This window comes from Streptomyces sp. NWU339 (assembly GCF_003143855.1).
Taxonomy (GTDB): domain Bacteria; phylum Actinomycetota; class Actinomycetes; order Streptomycetales; family Streptomycetaceae; genus Streptomyces.
In genome coordinates, this window is the sequence record NZ_QFRK01000054.1 from 19,935 (window position 1) to 42,077 (window position 22,143).

Genomic DNA, 22,143 nt, shown 5'->3' on the forward strand with positions numbered 1-22,143 from the left:
CTCGACATGGCGGCCCAGCCGTCTGGCCGCCGGAAGCCGCTGGAGCGGCATGTAGGGTGCCTGCCTGATCCGTGGGCGGTCACGCTACCTTTGGCCGGATGCAGCCACAGCAGCCTTCCACCCTCACGCCCACCTCGACCTCCTACGAGCAGCCCGGTACCCGCACGAGGACCGTGGTGCTCTCCCTCGTCGCCGGGCTCGTGCTCGGCGCCGCGGGGATGGGCGTTGCATGGGCGATGAACGCCGACTCCGACTCCCCTGTTGACGGGACCCCGGCCGCAGATGCGCGTGCCGCCTGTGAGGCGCTCGACGGGTTCGACTCGGAGAAGTACACGGCCAAGGGCCCTGCCGGCGAGGTTGCCTTCAATCGCTATGCGGCAGCCGGGGCACTTTCTGCGTCGGCGGCAGCGGGCGACGCAAAGTACAAGGAGCTCGCACAGACCATTCGCCGATCACAGGACCGCCACGCCCAGGTCTTCGACTTCGACGCGACGGTGAAGAAGGATCTGGACCGGGCTCGCGAGATCTGCCGGGCCCTGTAGCCCGGTTGACCCCGGTCCGCCGGCGGCGTGGACGATTCCCGTCGTCGGCCGAGCATGCGGCACGGTGACCCCCGCCCGCCTGGCGTTCAGGTCTTCCGTCGGCCTTTACTGCTCGTAGGTCCATGCCCGACCGGTCTGGCGGTACTCCTCGACGGGGATGGGTGCGACGCCGGTCCGCATCCGTGCGGTGTAGAGCAGGCCGTCCAGGTGGTCGATCTCGTGGTGGATCAACCGTGCGAGCCCACGCTCGTAGACGGCGGATACTGTCTGGCCCTCCAGGGTGGTGGTCTCGACAGTGATCCGCAGCGGCCGGGGAACGAGGCCACGGACGTCGAAGTAGCTGAAGCAGCCCTCGAACTGTTCATCCGTCTCGTCGGAGCGGTCGGTGATGCGGGGGTTCAGCAGGACGATCGGCGGGGTGCCGGGGTCGGGTGGCTGGACCACGGCGGCGGCCCGGCCGATCGCGATCTGAGGCGCCGCGAGTCCCATTCCCTTGGCGAACGGGTGAGTCTGCCCGATCCGCTGCACGGCGGAGAACAACTGCTCGACGGTCTGCTCGGCCTCCCGACGCTCGGTCGGAAGATCGAAGGCTTGGGCCGGCTCGGCAAGGACGGAGGCTCCGCGCTGCACGACTCCGAGCTCGCGCATCTGCTCGCTGGGCCGTACCTGGGTCACCTGAACTCCCGTCGATGTATGCCATGTTCGGGTCGCACCCGGAACCTGCGTCTCAGACGGTACCGGGCGTGGAGGCGAGTGTGGAGGTACTCCAGGAGAAGGTCCGCTTCCCGTCCTTCTCGTGTGGAGGAGGGCGGAAGTACAGCGATACGTGCTCAGGCCGCAGCTTCCAGCGAGTCCGGGGCTCCAGTGAGGTCCCGGAGCCGGGCGGCGAGACCGCCGGGGCCCAGGTGGGCCAGGGCCCACAGGGAGGTGACGCGCCGGGCGGAGGCCCAGATCCCGGCGGCCGGGAGCAGGAACGGGGCGACGGTGATGTCGCGGGCGGTGAACGGGGCCGGGTCGAGATACGTCATCCTACCGGTCCCGCACAGATACGCGCCGGCGCCGGCTGCGGCGGTGAGGTCGGCGAGCCGCTCAGATCGCTCGGGCCGGGCGGGCAGCCCGGCTGCTGTCAGGATGCAGCCTGGCCAGCCGAGGAGGTCCAGCAGGATGCGGGTGGAGGTCTCGGCTACGGCGGCGGTCCGGCCGGTGTCGAACGCGGCCCAGACCGGTTCCAAGGCCGTCTGGAGAGCGGGCCAGTGAGGGCTGGTCCGGTACTCCTGCCGGATCATCGACTCGGTCCGTTGCCGGGCCAAGGCGGGATTGACGATCAGAGCGTCCCGGATGGCGGTCTGGCGGCCCTGGGGCAGGTGAGTGGGGATGGACAGCCAGCGCGTCCGGTCCGGGTTAGGCAGGGCGGCCAGGCGGGTGCGGTGCTGGTAGTCGCGGCGGGTGAACTGGACGTTGTCGAGGACGATCTAGGTGTCCGCCGCGAACAGCTTGGCCAGGGTGGCCAGCCTCGGGAACAGGTTGGGCTGGTGGATCGCACACAGCCCGCCCGTCGGCCGGTCAGGAGATGAGGCGGCTGGTGAAGCCGCCACGGATGAGGCACTCGTATGCGGCATGCACGTCCTCCGGGACGTCCTGGGCGATGGCGAAGCCCTGCTTCGGATATTCGATGACCCGCTGGAGATCGCCGACGAGCATGTCCACCACGAGCTTCTCGTCGCCGATGGACTTGAAGTAGTCGTCCAGCTCCAGGGGTTCCGACGTGCACACGATCTCGACGTCGGGCCACAGCTTGCGGGCGGTGGCGAAGGATCGCCGCTCCATGTAGGGCTTGGAGATCAGCATCACCGTCGTCGGGGCGATGCCGGCCGCGGCCAGCAGGTCGCGGGTGAGGGTGATGTTCTGGCCGGTGTTCGCGGCGTTCGGCTCGACGAGGATCGCAGAGTCGGGGACGCCGAGCTCGAGGGCATGCTCGCGGAAGTGAACGGCCTCACCGCGCGGGAAGCGGGTCCGGGTGGTGGGGCTGTTGCCGCCGGTGAACACCAGCGTGGGGAACATGCCACGGTGATATAGCTCGGCGGTGGCCGTGGCGACGCCGAGGTCGTGGCTGCCCAGGCCGATCGCCACGTCGGCGGGCCGCAACTGGTGGCCCATGAGGTGGTAGTCCCAGATCAGCTTGGTCTTGCGCCACTGGTCCTCGGTGATGGTCTGCTGGTTGTCGCCCACGCCTGTTCTCTCCCTGGTCACCGGCTGGAGGGGCCGGAGGGCCCCGTGCTCATGGCCTTGATGTTCTCGATGCTGGCCAGCTGGTGGGACAGCCCGAAGCGGGCGGCCATGGTCGCGGCCTTGTCGAGGACGTGAAGGCCATCATCGCGGGTCGCGGGGTCGGTGAGCAGGATGTGGCCGTGGGCGGTGTCCAGGCGGACCTTCTGCATGGGGGCGTCGGTGGTGGCGGTGCTGCGGGCGACGGTGATGAAGTGCAGGGCCGATGTGAGGTCGCCGGCGCCGCGGTGGGCCAGGGCGATCTTCTGGTGGGCCACCGACCAGTCCTCCGGTTCGGCGAGGTCCTCGAAGTCACGGGTCGCGGCCAGCATCACGCGGGTCGCATAGTCGTGCTGTCCGTCCTTGCTCAGCGCGGTCCCCACCCACAGCCGGGATCTGGCCCGGTCGCGGCGGGAGAGCCGGTCGTCGACCGCGAGGTGTTCGTACTGGCGGGCGGCGGTCTCCAGCTTCCCGGACATCTCGGCGACCACGGCCAGGGACAGGTCGAGCTGGGCGATCCGGCGGGGGATGTCGAGCTGGGTGAACAGCGACTTGGCGGTCACGTACGAACGCTGGGCGGACAGCGGGCCGACCACGCTGCCCTGGTCACGCTGGAGGTCGCCGAGGCGGGCGGTCGAACGGGCGAACAGATACAGGCCGCGGTCATCGAGCCTGAGCGGGGTGAAGCGGCTGGTCCACCGGCTGGTGAGGCTCTCGGCAAACGTGAAGTCCTGCCGGGATAGGGCAACCACGGCCCGGTCGAGGTCGTCGGTCCACGACTCGTACTCCCAGGCCAGCGGTCCTGCGGCTGTCACCCGCCGGCCCGCGGTCTCCGTCCCGTGCTGCCCGGCCTCGGACAGGAAGGTCTCGAACCGCAGATGGGCGGCGGCGTCCGCGCGGGCCAGGGCCGTGTCGAGGATCGCCTGGGTGTCCGGGCGGGGCTCGGTTGACGCCTGGAGCTTCTCCCACTTGGAGACGGTCCGCACGCCGACACCGAGATGCTCGGCGAACGCGCGGACGCTCAGCCGCAGCGCGAGCCGGAGTGCCTTGGCCTCCAGCCCGGTCCAGTGGTGCACGGTCGCCACACGTCGCTCCCTTCCCGCCGTCATCGAAGCACGTCGGGCCCGGGCGGGGGGACGCAAGTGCAACGGAAGTACAACGGGCGGTCATTCCCCAGTGGTTGGCATCAGACGAAGCTGACCGGTGACACCAGTTATCGGACTTCCCTGGATGGTTGCGAACGATGGAGCCCCTCACCGAGCATCGCGGCGTCAGCGGCCCGGTCGTCTATGGCTTCCTGAGGCTGGTGAAGGTCTCCGCAGCCCGCCAGGCCGCCCTGCACGACGCTCTGGCCGAATACTGTCGCCGGCACGAGCTCGCCCTGCACGGTGTCTTCACCGAACGGACGGCTGGCACCGAGCGGTCGGCCGCGTTCACCGGCCTGCTGGACGTCCTGGACCTGCACAGCACCTACGGCGTCGTCCTGCCCGCCCTCTCGCACCTCGGGCCGAAGGCGATAGCCGCCCCCCGGCAGGCCCGGATCTCCACATCCGGCGCCCGGCTGATGCTGGTCCGCGGCCCCCCGCACCCCCGCCCGGCCGCCTCCGGGCCCGCCGGAGCCCTGACCGAGCGGAGCCGCCGCCGCAGTCCCGACCCCGCCCCCGCTTTGGACCACGACACGTGAGGCCCCCATGCCTGAAGCGACTCAGAGGTTCTTCGACCACCGGCCCGAATCGGTCAAAGCAGCACGTGACTTCACCACCCGGACGCTGAGGGCCTGGGGCCTGAACGACAATGGCGACATCCGCTTGGTCGTCTCGGAACTCGCCACCAACGCACTCGCCCACGGCAGCGACGCCGACCATGGCTTCCTCATCCGTCTGGAACCCGACGACGGCGGCGTCCGCCTGGAAGTCCACGACAGCCGCCACCCGAGCCGGCCGTTGCCCGAACCTGCCAGCACCGGCCCGGCAGCCGAAACCGGGCGAGGCCTGGTGATCGTCGCAGCCCTCGCCGCCCGCTGGGGCGTCACTCCCCGTCAGCCGCGCGGAAAGATCGTCTGGTCCCACTTCCCGGCCACCCCGCCGGCTACGGCCACCCGGCCCGTTCAGGAGGCTCGGACGTGCTGACTCCCACCGCCCCCGCGGCCGGCACGGACACCGGGCTGCTGGCCTCGCTGGGTGCTTGGACCTGGCCCGGCACCACCCCGGACGGACAGCAGGTCGCTCATCTGTTGCTGGCCCACCGGCCCGGCCGAACCAGCCACGACACCCCCGACACGATCGAGGCCCGCATGCGGCACCTCGCCGAGACCCTCGGAGGTCTCGCCCGGGCCGAGGACCCGGCCCCCGAAACCCTCGGAACCCTGGTGACCGTCGGCTCGCACATCCTGCTGAGACTCCCCGGCGCCCGCTGGGACCTGAAAGCGCCTGCCCACCCGCATTGGACCCGACTGGTCCACGACCACGGGCGCGCCGCCCTGATCCTCGGACTGGACCCACTCGCCCAGTCCGTCGACGCCCCCCGCGTCGACGCCTACCTCGACGCCGCCCTCGCCCGCGGCCGACTGCTGTTCGGCTTCGCCCGCCGCACCTCCCGCACTGCCTGAACTATCCAACCCCACCGGTTCTCACCCACGCACCGGATCCGCCTACGCCCCGACGCCGGCCGCAACCTGCTCGATGTACGTCTCCAGCGGCTGGAACCCCCACGCGGCCCGCAACGCCTCGACCCCGTCCAGGTCCCGAATGGGGTACGGGACGAGGGCGCCGTCGGGGCCCTGTGTCAGCTGGGTGCCGAAGATCTGCTGCTGACCTTGGGCGATCCGTACCCGGTCCTCCAGCAGGGCGCCGTGCTGCGGATCGGCATCACCCGCGGTCACGGCGGCCGAGAGAAGTTTCAGGCACTCCTGCTGGAAGTCGGGCTGCCGGTCGGCATGCTGGGCGAGCAGCCAGGCGGCCCCGGCGGCCTGCCGCCCGACCCGCGCCTCGCCCGGCCAGCCGCGCGCGGCGATCAGTTCTCGCAGCCAGGCGGTGTTCGCCTCGTCGACGGCCCGCCACCGCTCCATCAGCTCCGGCGTCCGCTCGGCCGCCGGGACCAGCCGCACGGCCTGGTCCTCCTCTTGGCGCCGGAGCAGCTCCGCGGCCAGGTCCTCGTCGACTGCGGGTCGGGGCCGCACGGCCGCAACACGGTCGATCATCTCGAACAGCTCGCCGGCCAGCACCCGGGTGTCCTCAGGAAGATTCAGCCGGTCGAGCGCCTCGGGCTCAGCCCAGCGGACCGTGTGCTCGGGCGTTCCAAGCACGGCGAACGGCCGGTCGATGACACCGACGACGATGTGGTCTTGGTGTACGTGGCGCTGATCGCAGCGGCTGTCCGGGGCGGCCGGCATCGACACCACATGTCACACCGACGCGGTCGCCGGATGCGGATACCCCTCAGGGAGTAGCGGCGGCAACAGGCGCACTCGGTGACCCGTCTCCTCCAGCACCTCCCGTACCGCGGCATCGAGTGGATCCTCGCCGGTCTCGGCGTGCCCGCCAGGTACGAGTTCACCCCCGAGGCGGGGGTGCTCGATCACGCACAACCTGCGAGTGCCGATTATTACGTCCTCGCAGGTCACGCGGCGTGTGCGTACTCGTGGAGGATGCCGCCGAGTCGATCACGTCGGCGGACGTCGAGGTAATGGAGTCGGTCCGGGTCAGTGATCGGCTCGGGGGCTGGCCGAAGCGGTGCCGCACTGTGCAAGGTGCGGTGCGGCCGATGCCCGTTGTAGTACGCCTCGAACTCGTTGAGCGCGTGGAGCAGGTGGGCCTGGTTCCAGATCAAGGTGCGGTCGAGGAGTTCGTGCCGGCAGGTCTGCACCCAGCGCTCCATGATCGAGTTCATGCGGGGAACGCGGATGCCGGTGGTGACGATCTCGACGCCCTCGGCCTCGAAGACGGCATCGAACGCCCGGGTGTACTTGCTGTCGCGATCCCTGATCAAGTACGCGACGGTGGCGCCGACGTCCTGGAGGTCCATCACGAGATTTCGGGCGGCCTGGGTGACCCAGGCCGCGGTGGGATGGGCCGTCGCGCCGAGGATGCGGATACGGCGGTCGGCGTGCTCGATGACGGCGAAGACGTACACGGTCGCGCCGTTCAGGGTGGTGGCGGTGAAGAAGTCGCAGGCCAGGATCGCGTGGGCCTGGCCGCGCAGGAAGGCGGCCCAGGTCTGGCGGCCGCGTTCGGGAGCGGGTTCGATCCCGTGCGCCCGCAGGATCTCCCAGACGGTTGAGGGCGCGACCTTGATGCCGAGCACGGCGAGTTCACCGTGGATGCGCCGGTACCCCCAGGAGCTGTTCTCCCTGGCCAGGCGCAGAACGAGAGCCTGGATGGCGCGGCGGGTCGGCGGTCTGCCGGCCCGCTTGCGGCGGGCGAGGTCGGCGTGGCGACGGATGAGGTCGCGGTGCCACCTCAGGATCGTCTCCGGGGCGACGATCAGCTGGAGCTGTCGCAGCTTGGGTCTGGGGACCCGGTGCAGGAGCGCGGCCAGGAGGGCGCGGTCCGCCGGGGGCACCCTGGGCCTGTCGATCTGCCGCTGCAGGACCGCCAACTGGTGGCGCAGCGTCAGGATCTCGATGTCCTTGTCCGCGTCGCTCATTGGCAGCAGACGGATGAAGGCGAACACGCTCGAGACGGCGAGGTAGGGCAGTCGCAGCAGCACGATCCATCAGCCTGACACGCCCATCCGGCAACTGGTGGCCATTCACGAGAACGCGCCGGTCACAGGCCATGGATGGGGTTTTCGGCACCCGCACCCATCAAGGCATCGCCAACGCCCGCCCGCTACGCCCCTTGCCGATGCCGATCAGCGATCCGGAGCAGATCACCCGTCTCGACATACGACGACGCCAACGACTCGGCGGCATCCTCCACGAGTACCGACATGCCGCATGACCTGCGCGGATGAGCTTTTCGGCAGGCGCAAGGCTCAGCCCCCGTTGCGAACGCAATCCCCGCAACTACCTGGCCTTCCTCGGCCTCGCTGCAGCCCTGTGCTGCTACAAGCGGTTCGTCCGCCTCACCACATAGGACACCGTCTTAAGGATCGTCCAGTGTGGGTATTGTCTACAAACGGCTCTGCAACACCTCGGAAAAGTATGACGAAGTGGCAGGAAAGGTTGTTGATGCATGAATGCTAGGACTCATGCCTTCCGGTTAGCGCATGGAGTGGATCTCAGGAAGGCCATCGAGCACTACGTTGCGGAACATGACATCCGCGCCGGATGTATTGCCACCTGCATCGGCGGGCTGTCGTCGGCCGTCCTGCGCATGCCCGGCGCTATCGACTTCAGCCATCTCGAGGGTGATTTCGAAATCGTGTCAGCAGCCGGGACCCTGTCCGTAAATGGCAGCCACATTCACCTTTCCCTCTCTGATGGTGAAGGTGCCATGCGGGGCGGCCATCTGGACTATGGCAGCACGGTCCGCCTGAGTGCAGAAATCGTTATCCTCGAAAATCCTCAACTCGTCTTCTCCAGGGAGTACGATCCGGATACCGGATTCCGTGAGCTGACGGTCGAAGACGCCTGGTCGGGGCATAAGGGCTGACGTACGGTCAGGGCCTCCGTAGGATGAGCCGGTCGATCGAGTGAGTGTGACGGATGTCGCCCTCGTGCTCGTCGTCGTAGACATGACTGCGGGCAAAAACAATGTCCCAGCCAGCAAAGGCTTCACGGACCTCACTGCTGTCTGACGGCGGGTCTGGCATGAAAGCCTGCAGATCGTCAGGGATGGGGACGAGGGTGTTGAAGGCTGCGACGGCCAACAGACCACCCGGCCGGACCCAGCCCTTCAGTCTGTCGTAGGCGATGGCACGCTCGCGGCGCTGCAGGAAATGCGTGACGCCATAGCAGATCACAAGATCGTAAGGCGGGCTCGTCTCGGTGATCAGGAGGTCGCCGTTCCACACCTGAACTTCGGCGTCGGGAGCGGATACTTCTTCCAGGCATTCCTTGGTCGCCTGTACTCCTTCGGAATCGGTATCGAAGGCGTGCAGGCGCCGGGCGCCCGCAGCGAACACCGAGATGTTCCGCCCCCAGCCGCAGCCGGCATCCAGAACGGAGTGGAAGCGCTGGGTGTGGCTAAGGTCGGCCAACTCCACGCTCGGCGTGCCCGCTTTGGACGGATTCCAGATCTTTCCCACTGTGCTCGGTACTCCTGACGGTTGACGCTGCGGCGATCACTGACGGGTGAGCTTCCAGTTGTTGGCCTGGATAGACGAGCTACTGTCGAACCCGATCCACTTACCGATCATCTCGGTTCCGTCAGCTGTAATGCGCAGCTGCATGACGCCGTAGTGATTCGCGTTGCGAGCTACATTACGCCACGTTCCCGTCAGGTAACTGCCGTCGATCTTGAGTTTGAGGAAGTGGCGGTGCGGCGAGGTCCCTCCGATGTTCTTGGCGTAGACGGAGCGCCCCACCTGATGAAACTGCATGATCTGCTCGCCGACATGGGCGTTCCCTCGGCTCCGGTAGCTGTATGTCGACTTCCAGCGACCCCGTACGTTGTACTCGCCGCCGCGCCACACCGTACCGATGGTCCGGGCTGCCAGGTACTCGAGAGAGCTGCTGAGGAATATGCCGATCACTGCCGAGGCGACGGCGCCAGCCAGCAGACTGCCTACCCATAACAGGGCGTTGGACACGGGCTTTTCTCCCCCCTCGGCTTTGATCCCGAACTATGTCACCACGTCACTGCATGGGCAACGTCGGTGCGTTGGGGATTTGAAGGAGGTCCGGGCCAAGGGTAGAGAAGCGTTTCTGCTAAGTCTGCAGCGGATTCTCCGGGGCAGCAGTCGACGGTTCAAGGACGTCCGCTGCCCCGGACCTCCGCCCTGTCGGGGCAGAGGTCTAGTCAGTATGCTCCGGTAAATCCGTATGCGACAGACCAGCCGTTCCGTGAAGTTCCTGTTTGCCCAAAACATCACCTAATGTCAAGAGGGGCGCTCGGAAGCTCCTACGGCGCACAATTGCGCACCACAGGAGGAGATGCGCGCCCTCAGCAGTGAAGAGACGCGCGCGACGACGGCCCAAGCCCGCCGCCCAGGCGGAGGTCTCCAACGGCCGGCCGGCTGTCCCCGAGCGAGAACTGCAACGTGACGGCGGCTGCGGGGAAGCCGGTGACCAGAAAGGCGATCTGTATCGCCAGCCAGCTCACCTGTGCCGCTCGAAAAATCATCGCCACAGGTCAGGTGGCGTATCCGTACTCGTTGATGAGGCCGCCGAGGAGCTGGGTGCACAGCAGTCTGCGGCTGCCGAGGTAGTGGGCCGCGGCGGGGTGTTCCTGAGTATTATTGAGCCGAAACTGATGGGTTTCCTGCTCGTTGATCGGGTGTGATCGAGAGTGGGGACATGCGGCGGCTGRCGCCTGCCGCACAGGCGGACCTGCGGCTGCGGGTGGTCGCGGCGCTGGAGTCCGGGCAGGTCAAGACGTATGGCCAGGCCGCGGAGTTGTTCGGGGTGTCCGAGCGGTCGGTGGGCACGTGGTGGAGGGCTTTCCGGGCCGGCGGCCGTCAGGCCCTGCTCGCTGTGGTGCGGCAACCGCGTCCAGGAATGGGCGAGTTGCTGGATTCATCAGCTCGCGGGGCGGTGCTGCAGGCGATGCGGGACTACACCCCTGCCGAGGTCGGGCACGGCGGCGTGCTGTGGACCCGCGCCTCGGTGAAGGCGCTGATCAAGCTGGTGTGCGGGGTGTCGATGACCGAGCAGGGGGTGGGCAAGTGGCTGCGCCGGCACGGCTTCACGCCGCAGCGCCCGGCCCGCCGGTCCTACCGGCAGCAGCCGGAGAAGGTGCGGGCGTGGCTGCAGGAGGAGTATCCGGCGATCAAAGCGCGGGCCCGGTGGGAGAAGGCCGAGCTGGTCTGGGCCGATCAGTGCGGCCTGCGCTCGGACACCGCGCCGCCGGGACGCTCGTGGGCCCCGGCCGGGCACACCCCGCTCGTGCGGGTCAACGGCCGCCGCTTCCGCGTGAACATCATGTCCGCCGTCGCCTCGCGCGGCGCGCTGTGGTTCACGGTCTTCCCCGGCAGGTTCACCGCCAAGGTGATGTGCGCGTTCCTCGATCGCCTCGCCACACACGCCGGGCGCAAGGTCCATGTGATCGTCGACCGGCACCCGGTCCACCGCAGCAAAGCCGTCCGGGCCTGGCTGGAGGAGAACGCCGAGCGGATCGAGCTGCACCTGATGCCCGGATACAGCCCCGAGCTCAACCCCGACGAGCTGCTGAACGCCGATCTGAAACACCACGTCCACGCCGCCCGCGCCACCTCCGTCGACGACCTCGCCCGCGAGACCCGGCGCTTCCTGCACCGCAGGCAGCGCCAACCCCGCATCGTCTGCGGCTACTTCAGAGCCCGCCACGTCCGCTACACGATCGAGTAGGAAACCCACCAGTTTCGGCTCAATACCAGGGCAACATTTTCCGCGCCGCCTTCTGGGCCTCGGAGCCGGGTGTGGGTGATGCCAACACCAACGGCTGGCGTCACTTCGACGAGTTGTACGACCAGACCCCGCATACGCCGACCGGCAAGGCGAAGGTCATCGCCTATATCCCCACCTGGCGGAAGGAGGAGGGGTTCGACTATGGAAACGCCGAGATGTACCAGTACATCACGCACGGCATCATCGCGTTCCTGACATTCAGCGACGCGAATCCCGGAGAATTCGACGCGGTGTCGGTCACGGACGTCAGCTCGATTCTCCCGGACGTGGTCATGGCCGGAAATCTGGCCAATACCAAGATGATGATCGCTCTGGGTGGCGCGAACGACTTCGCCTTCCTGGACCTGATGACGGCGGTGGGGAACGACCCGGCGTCCCCGTTACTCGGCAAGGCCGTGGACCGGGTGGCGGCCTTCGTCGCGAGCAACGGTCTGGACGGTGTCGATCTGGACCTGGAGTGCTGGTGGGGCAGGCCCGGACAGCAGGACCAGGGCGGCCGTGCCAAGGCCGACGGGCCGCACCCCGCGGGGCGGGGCCTGAGGTTGTTCGCCCAGCGGCTGAAGCAGGCCATGCCCGACAAGATCGTGTCGTCGGCCGTCTTCGGCACCTCGTGGTACGGGAACAACTACGACCCGGCCATCGCCGACCACGTCGACTGGCTCGGCGTCATGACCTACGACCTCACCGGCTCCTGGGACCTCTCCCCGGTAGGCCCCCACACCGCCCTGCTCAAGATCCGCGGCCAGGACACGGCGGACATCCGCGAGTCGGACGTCTACCAGGAGACCTACCTCCCCGAGCAGCAGGGCGGCTGGCCGGCCCCCAGGGGTGGTACGGCGTCCGCCGCGAGCAGGCAGAGTTCTCCGGCGAGCCGTCATGTCCTGTACCCCCTCACCGCGGACACGGAGAACATCGAGAACAACCCGATCCTGTCGGTGGAGGACACCCTCTGGTACTGGACGAACCCTCTCTTCGTGAACTGGCAAGGGGCCGGGCAGGGCGTGGACCGCGGCAAGATCGCGGCCGGGGTGCCCGTCTACGGCTACGACTTCGTCGCGGGCAAGGACCCGGACGACCTGACCGGAGAGATTCCCTCGGGGTACAGGGCTCTGCGGTACAAGGAGATCCTGGACGCCTTTCCCGACGCCCATGACGCCGTGGACGCGAACATCAAGGTCGCCGGCAGCACCCCCCGCCCCGCTCTCAATCCGCCGCTCCCTCCGGGCGACTACCCCTACGCCCACAACATCTACTTCGAGACCCCTGGCACCGCCGTCGCGAAGCTGAACTTCCTCAAGAACGTCGGTGCCCAGGGCGTCATCATCTGGGAACTCACCAACGACGTCTGGGAAGAGGGCAAGAGCATCATCAAGGCCCTCTACCGCGCTTCCGGCAATCCGGAGCCCGTGCCCATCACGGACCCGCCGGCCCTGGCCGCCACCCACTGCCTGTGGGACTCCGTCGGATTCCTCGGCGGCACGACCGGCAACCTGCAGTTCCAGGACGACGGCATCGTCCGGTCCGGTGTGCGGCAGTTCTCGGCCCGTCTGTGGAACATCCCCGACGGCGACGACTGGGTGGGCGCGGCCATGAACTCGCCCGCCGTGATCCGCAGGCAGTACTTCAACAGGCCGTCCCGCATCGTGGACAAGGGCGCTCTGGGTCTGTGGGGTGAGTTCGACGTCGTCGAGGACGCCGACGTCCCGGCCTGGGACTGGGGTCATATGGAGACGGAATCGGGGGCTCCGGAGGGCTTCACCCGGTACCGGGCGCGTCTGTGGGGGCTCTCGCTCAGCGACGACTGGCAGGCCGCCGCGCGGCAGACCCCGGCACTGATCTCGGGGCACTTCTTCGCACAGCCCACCGAGATCGACGACCAGGGAGTGGGCGGCCTCTACGGTCTCTTCGACGTCGACGACAAGGTGGGCACCATACCCTGGGTGGTGGCCCAGGCACACGGGGACAACGACTGCGCCTACTGCTCGCTCCAGCAGCTGCCGCACATGGACAACGTGGCCCATGTGAACCTGACGACCACGATGTCCGTCGGGGAGGGAACCCCGTACCTCTACTCGGCGACAACGCGGGACGACGGCTCGGCCGACTTCCCCGACGGGGTCGTCATGACCGTCGAGGCACCCGACGGGACTCTCTACAACCAGAGCCTCGAGGACGACAACCACCTTGTGGTGATGTCCGGTTCCTCGGTCCGCGGCCTGATCGTCAAGGACCCTCAGGCCGGTGACTGGATCATGCGGATGAGCGTGCCGACCGGTGTCGGGTACCACTGCAAGTGCAACACCATTCCGAGCACCGACGTCTTCGACACCATGGTGGCGACCTCGAAACTGCTCCATGGACTCCAGGGCCTCGAGCCCCGGAGCGGCCTCGGTGACACGATCGCGGCGTTCCTGACCTTGGGGGCGCTGGCTGTCATGGCACCCGAGGTGCTCACCGCCGCCGTCTTCGGGGGCGTGGTACTGGCCGCCACGGCAGTCGGCCTGGCGGGAATCGCGATCGCGTCGGGCAAGGCCAGCGCGTCGGGCACGGCGCAGAACATGGCGGAGGCCTCGGGAATCATCTCGAAGGTGGCGAAGGACTTCCTCAGCGAGGGATGGCCGGTCCTCGGCAAGTACACGTATCTCCTCGGGAAGAACATCTCCAAGGAGGAGTGCGACGTCATTCGCAGGTATCCGCAGAACCTCTTCAACTGGCTCGGAATCCACCGCAGGGTGTACCAGGTCGTGGAGCACATGACGGACGCCGAGGAACAGAACGCCGTGCGCCATGTGTTCTGGCAGTGCCTGCTCAAGAAGAGGCTCGGTGAGGAGTTCGCCAAGGCGATGGGCGAGGCGCACGAGATCGGCCGGCCGGGGAGCGATGCGGACAACCTCGCGGACGAGAAGAACAACGTGATCGGCCTCCGGCTGGCGGACGAGGTGGCATCCGAGGACGACTGTCTCCAACGAGCCCGCGAGATGTGGACGGCGGGTCAACTGGCCACCCGGATCGACCTGGAGGGGGACCCGACCTGATCCAAGTCGGCCTGATCATGGAGTCGGCCTGATCAACTCAGCACCCCCTTCTACGGCTCCGGGCGGGCGGGGGCGACCGGTGATGCGCGGTTCTTGCGGCTTCCGGAATCGCGCTCTTGGTGGTGGCCAACCGCTCGGTGGGGCTGAGGGTGGTCGACGTGGCCCTGGCTGCCGTCGTGTCGGTCCTGGGGACAGGACGTTGCGAGACCTGGGTACCGGTGTCCGTAGCGCCTCCGCCGTCGCCTGGAACAGGCGTGATCCGAGTTGTGACGGCGGTCCGTCGTCCCAGGTCCGGTCCTGCGTGAGCATGTTCAAGTGGGCCGCGACGTTCTGGCCCTGTTCTCGTATAGCTACCGCCAGGTGGCGTGTAGCACTGAGTAACTACTTGAGGGTGCGGTCGCGGTCGCGTTGCTGAAGGGCGGCGAAGTCGGCGTGCGCCGTCTCGACGGCCTCGGGGTACGTCTGGGTCTTCTCATGCTCGGCCAGTGCCCGGTAGATGCTGGAGAGGCTGGGGCTCTGTCCTTTGCGGCGGCCGGTGGGGATGAGCAGGTCAGGCTGGATGTCCTCGACGGTCTCGCCGTTGGCGCGGCGGCGGAGCACGGTGTGGAGCATGTCGTCGGTGATGACGGGGGGGCCGGCCGCCGTGGTTGCCCTTGCGGGCTGCGGTGTCGAGTCCTTCGAGGGTGGCCTCGCGGATGTTCTCGCGCTCGGTCTCGGCCATCGCGGCGAAGAACCCGAACAGCAGGCGGCCGGGGCCGCTGGGGTCGTACATCCCCTGGAGGGGGCCGGCGAGCATTTCCAGGACCAGGCCGTGGGCGGTGAGGTGGTCGGCCAGGGCTGTCAGCTCTGCGGCGTCGCGGCCCAGGCGCTTCATGGGGTTCGGTACTGGCGGAGTCGCGTATCCAACTGTCGCCGATTCGGCTGTGGTTCCGGCGTGACGGTCACGGAGGGCTGTCCTCGGGCCGGGCCTTGGCGGTGGCTAGGATCGGCTCCATGCGTGGCGAYGATGTCCGAGCGGCAGCCGGGACGGCGCTGTCCTTCCTYCAGCCGCACGCCGTCCGTGACTGGTCGGYTYCGGTACCGGGCTTGGACTTCACCGTGGCCTCGGTGGTGGCACACGCCGGCCAGGGGCCGTTGTGGTACGCGCTGGACCTCACCGGCGGCCCGGCGGACGACGCCGCTTTCGAGATCAAAATTCGGCCCGATGCCGGGCCGGGGGCGTTGCTCAGGAGCCTGCGCAACGCGGCTCACCTGTGTGCGACGACCGTGGACAACCTCCCGGTGACGGCGCGCGGCTTCCATCCGTTCGGGGCCGCCGACCCGTCCGGATTCGCGGCGATGGCCTGCGGTGAGATCCTGGTCCACACCTACGACGCGGCCACCGGTCTCGGCGAAGACTTCCGGCCCGACCAGCGCCTCGCGCGMCGGGTGCTGACGCGGCTGTTTCCCTGGCATGCTCCGGGCGCCGACGCTTGGGCGACCCTTCTGTGGGCSCACGGCCGRCTGGACCTGCCGRACGCGCCGCGCCAGTGCGGCTGGCGCTGGCACAGCGCGCCGATTGCCGAATGGGACGGGACGATGCCCCGCAGGGTGTGACCGAGTGCTCACCCGTTACCGGTCCTCGGCTTCGGTCAGCCCGGCCGGGTCCTCCCGGTGCTCGCGCAGTCAACGGTCACCAGTTCTCCGGGGGGGCCCAGCCTGGTGGTGATCGCCAATGGTCTCCAGAGGCGTATCGGCTCCAGCTGCTTCCGGCCTCGGAGGCCAGCTTGGCGGTGGTGACCCGGTGGTAGCTCAGAGCCTCGGCGACGACCGGGGCGGGCATCTCCAGCACGTGCTGCCGGATCGCGGCGGTGCGACCGGCGGTGGTGGGGATGCCGATGTCGTTGAGGAGGGCCGCTAGGGCGCGTATCGAGTCGTGATCAATCTTTGGGTTTGCCCTCGCTCCGAGGCCTGATCCGGTAGATCGTCTTGCGTGACGCGAGTGCAACTGACAGACAACGAGTGGGAGTTCATCGGGCCGTACCTGCCGATCGGCGAGTACGGCCCGTACCCCGAGCGGCTGCGGCAGCAGTTCGAGGGCGTGATCTGGCGGTTCAAGACCGGCGGGCAGTGGCGTGAGATGCCGCAGGAGTTCGGTGCCTGGTCGACCGTCTCCAACCGCTTCCGGCAGTGGCGTGACGCCGGCGTGTTCGAGGCCCTGCTGGAGGGTGTGATCGCGGAAGCCGCGCAGCGGGGCGAGGTGGACCTGTCCCTGGCCAGCATCGACTCCACCACCGCGCGGGCACACCACGACGCTGCCGGGATGCACCTGAGCGAGGACGTGCTCACCGCCCTGGAGAAGGCTGCCGCCGAGGAGGAGAAGGCCAGGTCAAAGGGGGCAGCTCCGAAGAACAAAACGGGCAGGGAACCGGAGACGATCCCGGGCAGGAAGAACGACGACGCGTCCGACGTCGACGGAAACTCCGGCTGAAGGCCGCCCTCCTGGGACGCTCCAGGGGCGGGCAGACCAGCAAGGTCCACCTGGCCGCCGACCGCAAGTGCCGCCCGCTGGCGTTCGTGCTGACCGCGGGCCAGGCCGCGGACAGCCCGCAGTTCATCCCCGTGCTGGGGAAGATACGGGTCCGCGGGCCCGTCGGCCGCCCCCGCACCCGGCCGGACGCCGTCGCCGGGGACAAGGCCTACTCGTCCCGCCGCAACCGCGCCCACCTGCGCAAGCGCCACATCAAGACAGTCATCCCGGAGAAGAAGGACCAGGCCGCCCACCGGAAGAAGAAGGGCTCCAGGGGCGGCCGTCCCGTCAGCCACGACGCCGACCTGTACAAGGAGAGGAACACCGTCGAGCGCCTGATCAACAAGCTCAAGGCCTGGCGGGGCATCGCCACCCGATACGACAAGACCCCGGAGAGCTACCTCGCCGGCCTCCACCTGCGCGCCTCGATGATCTGGATCAAAGACCTCATCCGGACCGGCCAATGATCACGACTTGATACGCACCCCAGGGTGCCTCCCCGATCTTTCTGCGGAGACACCCCGTGAAGGTATCCGGGCGGCGGGACGGCCGCCGGAGTGTCGGTCAGCGCCCCTCGGTGAGGTCGACGCCGAGCTGACGCAGGAAGCCGACGTTGTCGTACTGGACCCACTCCTCGGCCAACCGGCCGTTCTCGTGGTAGCGGAAGACGTTGATCAGTTCGAGTCGCATCGGCTGCCCGTTCGGCGCGATCGTGCCGATCGGGGACGCCTCGAAGGGCGCGGTGAAACGCCCCGACATACAGGTACGCGAACCGATGTACTCACCCTCACTGACAATGGTGCGCCGCTCGCAGGCAAATCCCTCGAACGCGGCACGCATGGCCGCGAAGAAGGAACGGAGCTGCGCGTACGTCATGTCGCCGTCGGGGCCGTGGAAAACGAAGTCATCCGCGAAATAGGCGTCCAGCTTCTCGTCGTCAGCCACGGCGATCGCCTCGCGGCCGATCCGCACCAGGGCGCGGGCCCGCTCGTCGTACCGGGTGTCATCAGGGGATATGAACTCGCTCATGAGAAAAGCCTTTCAGGGGTATCGGCATTGTCGCCGCTTTCAACAGTAGGCCCTGAAAACCCTTTTTCGGCCCTGCGCCGTATGCAATTAGCGGTCCGCTCCCATAACGTCCTTGCATGGCTCGGGCGGCTACGATGCGGCCATGCCCGAACTCAGCATCAACGCTCTCCGCGTCGTGCGCGCGGTGGCCGCGCACGGCTCCCTGAGCGGCGCGGCGCGCACGCTCGGCTACTCCCAGCCCGCCGTCTCCCGCCAGGTCTCGGCCGCGGAGAAAGCCGCGGGGCAGCCTCTCTTCGTACGCGGTGCACGCGGCGTCAAGACGACGCCTGCGGGGGAGATCGTCGCCCGGTTCGCCACCGAAACCCTCGCCGGCCTTGACCGGCTGGACGAACGACTCGACGAGCTGACCTCCGGACCTCAGGTGCGGGTTCGGGTGGGGGCCTTCCCCGCCGCGAACGCCGCTCTGCTCCCCTTCGCACTGGCCAGAGCGTTGGAGCAGCAGCCCAGGCTGACGTTCGCGCTCACCGAGGCGTCCTCGCCCCAGCTCGTGCACCAGGTCATCACCAAGCGGCTGGACGTCGCGGTCGTGGCCTCCGGGCCCGGCCTGCCGCAGCCGGCCATGGAGGGGCTGCGGATCACCCCGCTGCCGGGCAGCGAGCTGACGGTGGGCGTGCCGCGCGGGCACCCACTCGCCGCGATGGAAGGCGCCGTCCCGGTGCGTGAACTCGCCCACGCGTCGTGGATCGTGGGCAAGGGCGCCGGTGACGAACCACAGTTCGGCGCCTGGCCCACACTGACCGAGCCGCTCATCGCCTTCCGCACGCGGGCCTGGCACAGCCGTTTCGGACTCGTCGCCGCCGGTCTCGGCATCTGCGTCATCCCGGGAATCCTCGCTCCGGTCGTCCCACAAAACATCGCCCTGGTGCGCGTGGACGACCCGAACTGGCTCGGACGGAGCATTCTTGCGGTCACCAGGAATGACGGGGTGGAAACGCACGAAATCATTGTCCGGGCCCTGCGGGAACCCTTTGAGGATCAGCAGAGGCGCTGACGGGGTGGAAGGCGAGAAATTCCCATGGTGGGTTCCGGCCGACGCGTCCGGCATTCGGCCCCGTTACAGCGGGTCCGGCGCGGAAACGGCTGACGCCCCGTCGAGACCGTCGGATGCCGCCGCGCCGGAGAGGTAGCGGCCGGGTATCTCGCGACGTTCGTCGGCGCGGTCACCGGATCGCCGACGGCCCCGCCTGATCAACAAGCTCAAGGCCGGGCGCGGCATCGCCACCCGGTACGACAAGACCCCTGGCAGCTACCTCGCCGGCCTTCACCTGCGCGCCGCAATGATCTGGATCAAGGACCTCACACAGACCACTCATTGATCACGACCCGATACGCGCCCTAGGACGTCGGGGTGGAGCGGTTGCCCGGCTCGGCGGCCGGGGAACAGCCACTGGCAGGCGTGGTTGGTCGCGGTGTTCATGTTGTCCCGGCTACCGATCCAGCGGAACAGGAGTTCCGCGAGCGGTTCGGGAACAGGGGATGGCGGCTCGCCGAGCCGGAGAAGGGTCTGCTGTTCGGCGCGGGTGATGTCGTCCAGCGTGAGGCGGACGACGCGGCTGAGCGGCTGGGCATAGAGCAGGACGATGCTCCCTGCAACCCGGGCTCGCAGAGGCAGGCTCGGGTCGGTGAGAAGGCGGCCGATCAGCTCCAGACGCTCGGCCTGTGGCATCGGTGCGGCCCGGCTGATCTGGACTGGAGGAAGTCGGAAGGGCCGGGTGAGCTTGCTGGCCGAACACCACAGCAGAAAGCCGCGGATGGTGTTGCGGGCGTGCTGGTTGTGCTCGGCGTGCCAGGCGTCGATGCCGGTTTGACCGCAGGTGGCGAGGGTGTGGTCCCGGTCGGCGAGCCAGCCGAGGAACGCGGTGGCCTGCTTGACCTGGTCCGCGACATGTCTGCGGGCGGCTGGTGTGACCGGCTTCTTCTCGGCGCGGGTCCGTAGCCGTGGCAGCACCTCCCAGGTGGCGTACCTGCGGATGATCTGCGCGTGGCCAGGGTCGGGGATGTCGGCGAGGTGCTCGATGAACCATCGTTCGAACGAGCAGACTTGTTTGTCGATGACGGGCAGGATGCCGCAGGTCATGAGGAGCTCCCGCAGGTGGGCGGCGGCCCGCCAAGGCTGGAGATGATGGAAGGCTTCGTGGGTCAGCTCGATGTCGCCTCGGCCGCCGCCGGAGGAGGTCAGCGGTGGAGCCGGGCTTCCCTTTGTTCTTGTTCAGCCAGGAAAGGCCGGACAGTGGGCTGTCCATGGCCAGGAGCGAGTCGGCCAGGGGGAGGAGTTCCGGGCGGATGCGGCCGGTTCCGTCGTCCAGCAGTTCGTCGAGCCGGTCGGCGATGGTGCATCGCGTGCAGAGCCGTGCGCGATGGAGCTTGTCCTCCGTCCCACAGCGAGAGCATCGGTAGGACATCATGAAGCCCGCGCAGTCGGAGCAGATCCGTCTGCCGTCGCCGAACCGCAGGCCGGGCAGCGCGCGCTCGTCGCCGCAACCGGGACAGGTGCCGCGGACAAGGAGGGCCTTGTCGTGGCAGGTGCGGCAGACATGGCCATCGGGCCAGCGGGCGGCGAACCAGCCGTGCCGTCGGCAACGGGCGCAGGTCCTCTTGTGCCGGCGCCCGCACTTTTCCGGGGTGTAGGTCGGGCTCACGCGTCAGGCAGAATCCGGGCCGGCCGGGGTCGCAGTTTCGCGACCGCCGACGGCGGGGCCGGAACGTCCCCGGTCGCGGTCTTGCGGACTCCGGCGTTCTCGGCAGTCGTCGCGACCAGGTCGGCGGGTGTGCAGGCGAAGATGTCGCAGAACGCGGCCAGTACTTGGAGGGAGAGCCGTTCAGGGGTACCGGAGACCAGGCGGTGGATCTGAGAGGCGGACAGTTCGATGCCCCGGTCGCGCAGCATCGGCACCAATTCGGTGGTGGTGAAGATGCCATGCGCGGCCATCACCTCACGCAGCTTCCATGTGTAGCCGACCTTGCGTTTCACGACTGCCTCCCGCTCTGGCTCTCCAGAGCGGCGGCGACGGTGCCGTCGAGGTGTCGCCGCAGGGTGCGGGTGCGGAAGTCCGAGCTGACGCAGGTGTAGATCGAGGTTGTGCTTGCGTGGTCGTGGCCGACCTGCTCCTGGACGAACCGCGGGTCCCAGCCGTCCTCGATCAGATGCGTGACGTAGGACCTGCGGAAGGAGTGGAAGTCCAGCCCTTCGTCCATGCCCAGGGTCTGGCGGTAGGCGATGAAGCGGGAGTTGAGCCGCTGGCAGCCGATGCGCAGCCCGCGCTCCGAGGGCCATGCCGCGGGGTTGCCCTCAGCACCGAACAGCGGCCGGACCTCGGTGAACCACTCGTCCAGGATGTCGGGAGTCCAGTCCCACACGGTCAGCACGGAGCGGCGCTTGGGAGGCGAGCCCTTCTTGGCCTTGCCGAAGCGGACGCGGCACAGGCCGAACTCGCCGTACTCGGCTCCGTGCGGATTGCGGCCGAAGTCGGCGGCGTCCAGCATCCGCGTCTCGTTGCGCCGCAGCCCGTAGGCGTACGCGGTCTTGAACAGGGTCGCGTCACGGAAGGCCGGCAGCCAGCCCTTGCGGCCGAAGGCCCGGATGCGGGCGACTTCGTCGTCGCAGTGGGCGAAGAAGGCGTGCAGCTCGGCCTTGGTGAAGGCCCGCTTCTTGGCGTCGGCCTCGTTGTCCTGGACGTGAACGGCGGTGTTCCACTCGTGCACGACCTGGACCGGGTGGGAACCGAACCGCTCTTCGCAGGTGGTGCCCCACTCGTAGAGGGGATCGGTGGCGAAGTGGCAGAAGGCGCGGACGGCCTCGGAGTACGAGCGGATCGTCGATCGCTTCAGGTACCGCAGTGAGCGCAGGTCGCCAAGCCATTCGTCGACCATCGCCGGTGTCCACTGCCAGGGGAAGGCGTTCACGTAGGCGGCGAACGCCTTCACCGTGTTCTCCCGGCCCTCGACCGTTGAGCGGGCCAGGTTCCGCGCGAGCTGCTGGTTGGCGAAGCCGCCCAGCATCGCGGTGAACACCTGCTCTTCCGGCCGCAGCAGTGCGACCCCGTCCGCCAGGTGCAGCGTCGCCGCCCCCGGCGCTGTCCCTCTGAACCGCACCGGCCACCACTCTCCGTCACTCGCATCTGATGCGAGGAAACCGCATCGGATGCGAGTCGGAGCTGGAACTGCAGACCATCCACCCCCACGAGTGACAAGGGCTCGCCACTGCCCCTCGCCGAG

25 protein-coding genes and 3 pseudogenes are annotated in these 22,143 nt (G+C 68.3%); 13 read left to right on the top strand and 15 right to left on the bottom strand.

Features of this window, described 5'->3' with window-relative positions:
- Nucleotides 1–98: 98 nt before the first annotated feature.
- Nucleotides 99–542: a hypothetical protein gene (locus DIZ27_RS36695; protein WP_109382720.1), complete on the top strand. Its 444-nt coding sequence runs from the start codon at nt 99–101 to the stop codon at nt 540–542.
- 105 nt (nt 543–647) lie between these two features.
- Here DIZ27_RS36695 and DIZ27_RS36700 read toward each other — a convergent pair whose 3' ends face one another.
- From DIZ27_RS36700 to DIZ27_RS36715, 4 genes are all read right to left on the bottom strand, one after another.
- Nucleotides 648–1,217: a peptide deformylase gene (locus tag DIZ27_RS36700; protein WP_109382721.1), complete on the bottom strand. Its 570-nt coding sequence runs from the start codon at nt 1,215–1,217 to the stop codon at nt 648–650.
- 155 nt (nt 1,218–1,372) lie between these two features.
- The gene (locus DIZ27_RS36705; RefSeq protein WP_258308716.1) at nt 1,373–2,014 is read right to left on the bottom strand and encodes a WbqC family protein; all 642 of its coding nucleotides are present in this window, start codon (nt 2,012–2,014) and stop codon (nt 1,373–1,375) included.
- Nucleotides 2,015–2,105: 91 nt separating this feature from the next.
- The gene (locus DIZ27_RS36710) at nt 2,106–2,771 is read right to left on the bottom strand and encodes a YdcF family protein (RefSeq protein WP_109382722.1); all 666 of its coding nucleotides are present in this window, start codon (nt 2,769–2,771) and stop codon (nt 2,106–2,108) included.
- A 17-nt stretch (nt 2,772–2,788) separates the two neighbouring features.
- A complete protein-coding gene (locus tag DIZ27_RS36715) occupies nt 2,789–3,892 on the bottom strand; it encodes a DNA-binding transcriptional regulator (protein WP_109382723.1) in 1,104 nt (367 codons plus the stop codon).
- A 158-nt stretch (nt 3,893–4,050) separates the two neighbouring features.
- Here DIZ27_RS36715 and DIZ27_RS36720 point away from each other — a divergent pair, with 158 nt between their 5' ends.
- Genes DIZ27_RS36720 through DIZ27_RS36730 form a run of 3 tightly spaced genes read left to right on the top strand, consistent with a single transcriptional unit; the run spans nt 4,051 to nt 5,415 of the window.
- Nucleotides 4,051–4,491: a hypothetical protein gene (locus tag DIZ27_RS36720; RefSeq protein ID WP_109382724.1), complete on the top strand. Its 441-nt coding sequence runs from the start codon at nt 4,051–4,053 to the stop codon at nt 4,489–4,491.
- Nucleotides 4,492–4,498: 7 nt separating this feature from the next.
- The gene (locus DIZ27_RS36725) at nt 4,499–4,936 is read left to right on the top strand and encodes an ATP-binding protein (RefSeq protein ID WP_109382725.1); all 438 of its coding nucleotides are present in this window, start codon (nt 4,499–4,501) and stop codon (nt 4,934–4,936) included.
- The gene (locus DIZ27_RS36730; RefSeq protein WP_258308711.1) at nt 4,930–5,415 is read left to right on the top strand and encodes a hypothetical protein; all 486 of its coding nucleotides are present in this window, start codon (nt 4,930–4,932) and stop codon (nt 5,413–5,415) included. The genes DIZ27_RS36725 and DIZ27_RS36730 overlap by 7 nt, the downstream gene beginning before the upstream one ends.
- 42 nt (nt 5,416–5,457) lie before the next feature.
- Here DIZ27_RS36730 and DIZ27_RS36735 read toward each other — a convergent pair whose 3' ends face one another.
- The 3 genes from DIZ27_RS36735 to DIZ27_RS36745 are packed head-to-tail and all read right to left on the bottom strand — an operon-like array spanning nt 5,458 to nt 7,514.
- Nucleotides 5,458–6,198 (bottom strand): DUF6624 domain-containing protein, encoded by a 741-nt coding sequence (locus DIZ27_RS36735; RefSeq protein ID WP_219933694.1) that lies wholly within the window; start codon nt 6,196–6,198, stop codon nt 5,458–5,460.
- 12 nt (nt 6,199–6,210) lie between these two features.
- Nucleotides 6,211–6,429, bottom strand: coding sequence for an NUDIX domain-containing protein (locus DIZ27_RS48970; protein WP_109382727.1), 219 nt, complete (start codon nt 6,427–6,429; stop codon nt 6,211–6,213).
- A complete protein-coding gene (locus DIZ27_RS36745) occupies nt 6,426–7,514 on the bottom strand; it encodes an integrase core domain-containing protein (RefSeq protein WP_109382728.1) in 1,089 nt (362 codons plus the stop codon). Before DIZ27_RS36745 ends, DIZ27_RS48970 begins: the two co-directional genes overlap by 4 nt.
- A gap of 257 nt (nt 7,515–7,771) precedes the next feature.
- On the opposite strand from DIZ27_RS36745, the pseudogene DIZ27_RS36755 reads away from it, so the two are divergent.
- A pseudogene (locus tag DIZ27_RS36755) lies at nt 7,772–7,882 on the top strand (IS5/IS1182 family transposase); the annotation flags it as partial.
- 99 nt (nt 7,883–7,981) lie between these two features.
- A complete protein-coding gene (locus DIZ27_RS36760) occupies nt 7,982–8,401 on the top strand; it encodes a PPC domain-containing DNA-binding protein (RefSeq protein WP_109382729.1) in 420 nt (139 codons plus the stop codon).
- 7 nt (nt 8,402–8,408) lie between these two features.
- Here DIZ27_RS36760 and DIZ27_RS36765 read toward each other — a convergent pair whose 3' ends face one another.
- On the bottom strand, nt 8,409–8,996 hold the full coding sequence (locus DIZ27_RS36765) for a class I SAM-dependent methyltransferase (protein WP_109382730.1): 588 nt from the start codon (nt 8,994–8,996) through the stop codon (nt 8,409–8,411).
- 36 nt (nt 8,997–9,032) lie between these two features.
- The gene (locus tag DIZ27_RS36770) at nt 9,033–9,500 is read right to left on the bottom strand and encodes a hypothetical protein (protein WP_109382731.1); all 468 of its coding nucleotides are present in this window, start codon (nt 9,498–9,500) and stop codon (nt 9,033–9,035) included.
- 359 nt (nt 9,501–9,859) lie between these two features.
- On the opposite strand from DIZ27_RS36770, the gene DIZ27_RS45325 reads away from it, so the two are divergent.
- The 3 genes from DIZ27_RS45325 to DIZ27_RS36785 all read left to right on the top strand — a co-directional run bounded on the left by DIZ27_RS45325 (nt 9,860) and on the right by DIZ27_RS36785 (nt 14,330).
- Nucleotides 9,860–10,192 (top strand): hypothetical protein, encoded by a 333-nt coding sequence (locus DIZ27_RS45325; RefSeq protein WP_146229058.1) that lies wholly within the window; start codon nt 9,860–9,862, stop codon nt 10,190–10,192.
- 14 nt (nt 10,193–10,206) lie between these two features.
- Nucleotides 10,207–11,235, top strand: a complete 1,029-nt coding sequence (locus DIZ27_RS36780) for an IS630 family transposase (protein WP_109382733.1) — start codon at nt 10,207–10,209, stop codon at nt 11,233–11,235.
- Between the two features lie 71 nt (nt 11,236–11,306).
- Nucleotides 11,307–14,330, top strand: a complete 3,024-nt coding sequence (locus DIZ27_RS36785; protein WP_181383867.1) for a glycoside hydrolase family 18 protein — start codon at nt 11,307–11,309, stop codon at nt 14,328–14,330.
- A 381-nt stretch (nt 14,331–14,711) separates the two neighbouring features.
- On the opposite strand, the gene DIZ27_RS47860 is transcribed toward DIZ27_RS36785, so the two are convergent.
- Nucleotides 14,712–14,930: a hypothetical protein gene (locus DIZ27_RS47860; protein ID WP_258308712.1), complete on the bottom strand. Its 219-nt coding sequence runs from the start codon at nt 14,928–14,930 to the stop codon at nt 14,712–14,714.
- Complete coding sequence (locus DIZ27_RS36790; RefSeq protein WP_258308713.1) at nt 14,881–15,204, bottom strand: recombinase family protein; 324 nt, start codon at nt 15,202–15,204, stop codon at nt 14,881–14,883. The genes DIZ27_RS47860 and DIZ27_RS36790 overlap by 50 nt, the downstream gene beginning before the upstream one ends.
- Nucleotides 15,205–15,323: 119 nt before the next feature.
- Here DIZ27_RS36790 and DIZ27_RS36795 point away from each other — a divergent pair, with 119 nt between their 5' ends.
- Both DIZ27_RS36795 and DIZ27_RS36800 read left to right on the top strand, forming a co-directional pair.
- Nucleotides 15,324–15,926 (top strand): maleylpyruvate isomerase N-terminal domain-containing protein, encoded by a 603-nt coding sequence (locus DIZ27_RS36795; protein WP_109382751.1) that lies wholly within the window; start codon nt 15,324–15,326, stop codon nt 15,924–15,926.
- Between the two features lie 376 nt (nt 15,927–16,302).
- Nucleotides 16,303–17,306: pseudogene (locus DIZ27_RS36800) on the top strand (IS5 family transposase).
- A 97-nt stretch (nt 17,307–17,403) separates the two neighbouring features.
- On the opposite strand, the gene DIZ27_RS36805 reads toward DIZ27_RS36800, so the two are convergent.
- Nucleotides 17,404–17,868 carry an ester cyclase gene (locus DIZ27_RS36805; RefSeq protein WP_109382736.1) on the bottom strand — a complete coding sequence of 155 codons (465 nt, stop codon included), beginning with the start codon at nt 17,866–17,868 and terminating at the stop codon, nt 17,404–17,406.
- A gap of 142 nt (nt 17,869–18,010) precedes the next feature.
- On the opposite strand from DIZ27_RS36805, the gene DIZ27_RS36810 reads away from it, so the two are divergent.
- Entirely contained in the window at nt 18,011–18,919 is a 909-nt protein-coding gene (locus tag DIZ27_RS36810; protein ID WP_109382737.1) for a LysR family transcriptional regulator, read from the top strand.
- Nucleotides 18,920–19,109: 190 nt separating this feature from the next.
- Nucleotides 19,110–19,244: pseudogene (locus DIZ27_RS36815) on the top strand (IS5/IS1182 family transposase); the annotation flags it as partial.
- Here the strand turns inward: DIZ27_RS36815 and DIZ27_RS36820 are convergent.
- From DIZ27_RS36820 to DIZ27_RS36830, 3 genes are all read right to left on the bottom strand, one after another.
- Nucleotides 19,238–20,005, bottom strand: coding sequence for a hypothetical protein (locus DIZ27_RS36820; protein WP_109382738.1), 768 nt, complete (start codon nt 20,003–20,005; stop codon nt 19,238–19,240). The pseudogene DIZ27_RS36815 and the gene DIZ27_RS36820 sit on opposite strands and share 7 nt — an antisense overlap.
- A gap of 558 nt (nt 20,006–20,563) precedes the next feature.
- A complete protein-coding gene (locus DIZ27_RS36825) occupies nt 20,564–20,899 on the bottom strand; it encodes a helix-turn-helix transcriptional regulator (protein ID WP_109382739.1) in 336 nt (111 codons plus the stop codon).
- Nucleotides 20,896–22,020 (bottom strand): site-specific integrase, encoded by a 1,125-nt coding sequence (locus DIZ27_RS36830; protein ID WP_109382740.1) that lies wholly within the window; start codon nt 22,018–22,020, stop codon nt 20,896–20,898. The genes DIZ27_RS36825 and DIZ27_RS36830 overlap by 4 nt, the downstream gene beginning before the upstream one ends.
- Between the last annotated feature and the right edge of the window lie 123 nt (nt 22,021–22,143).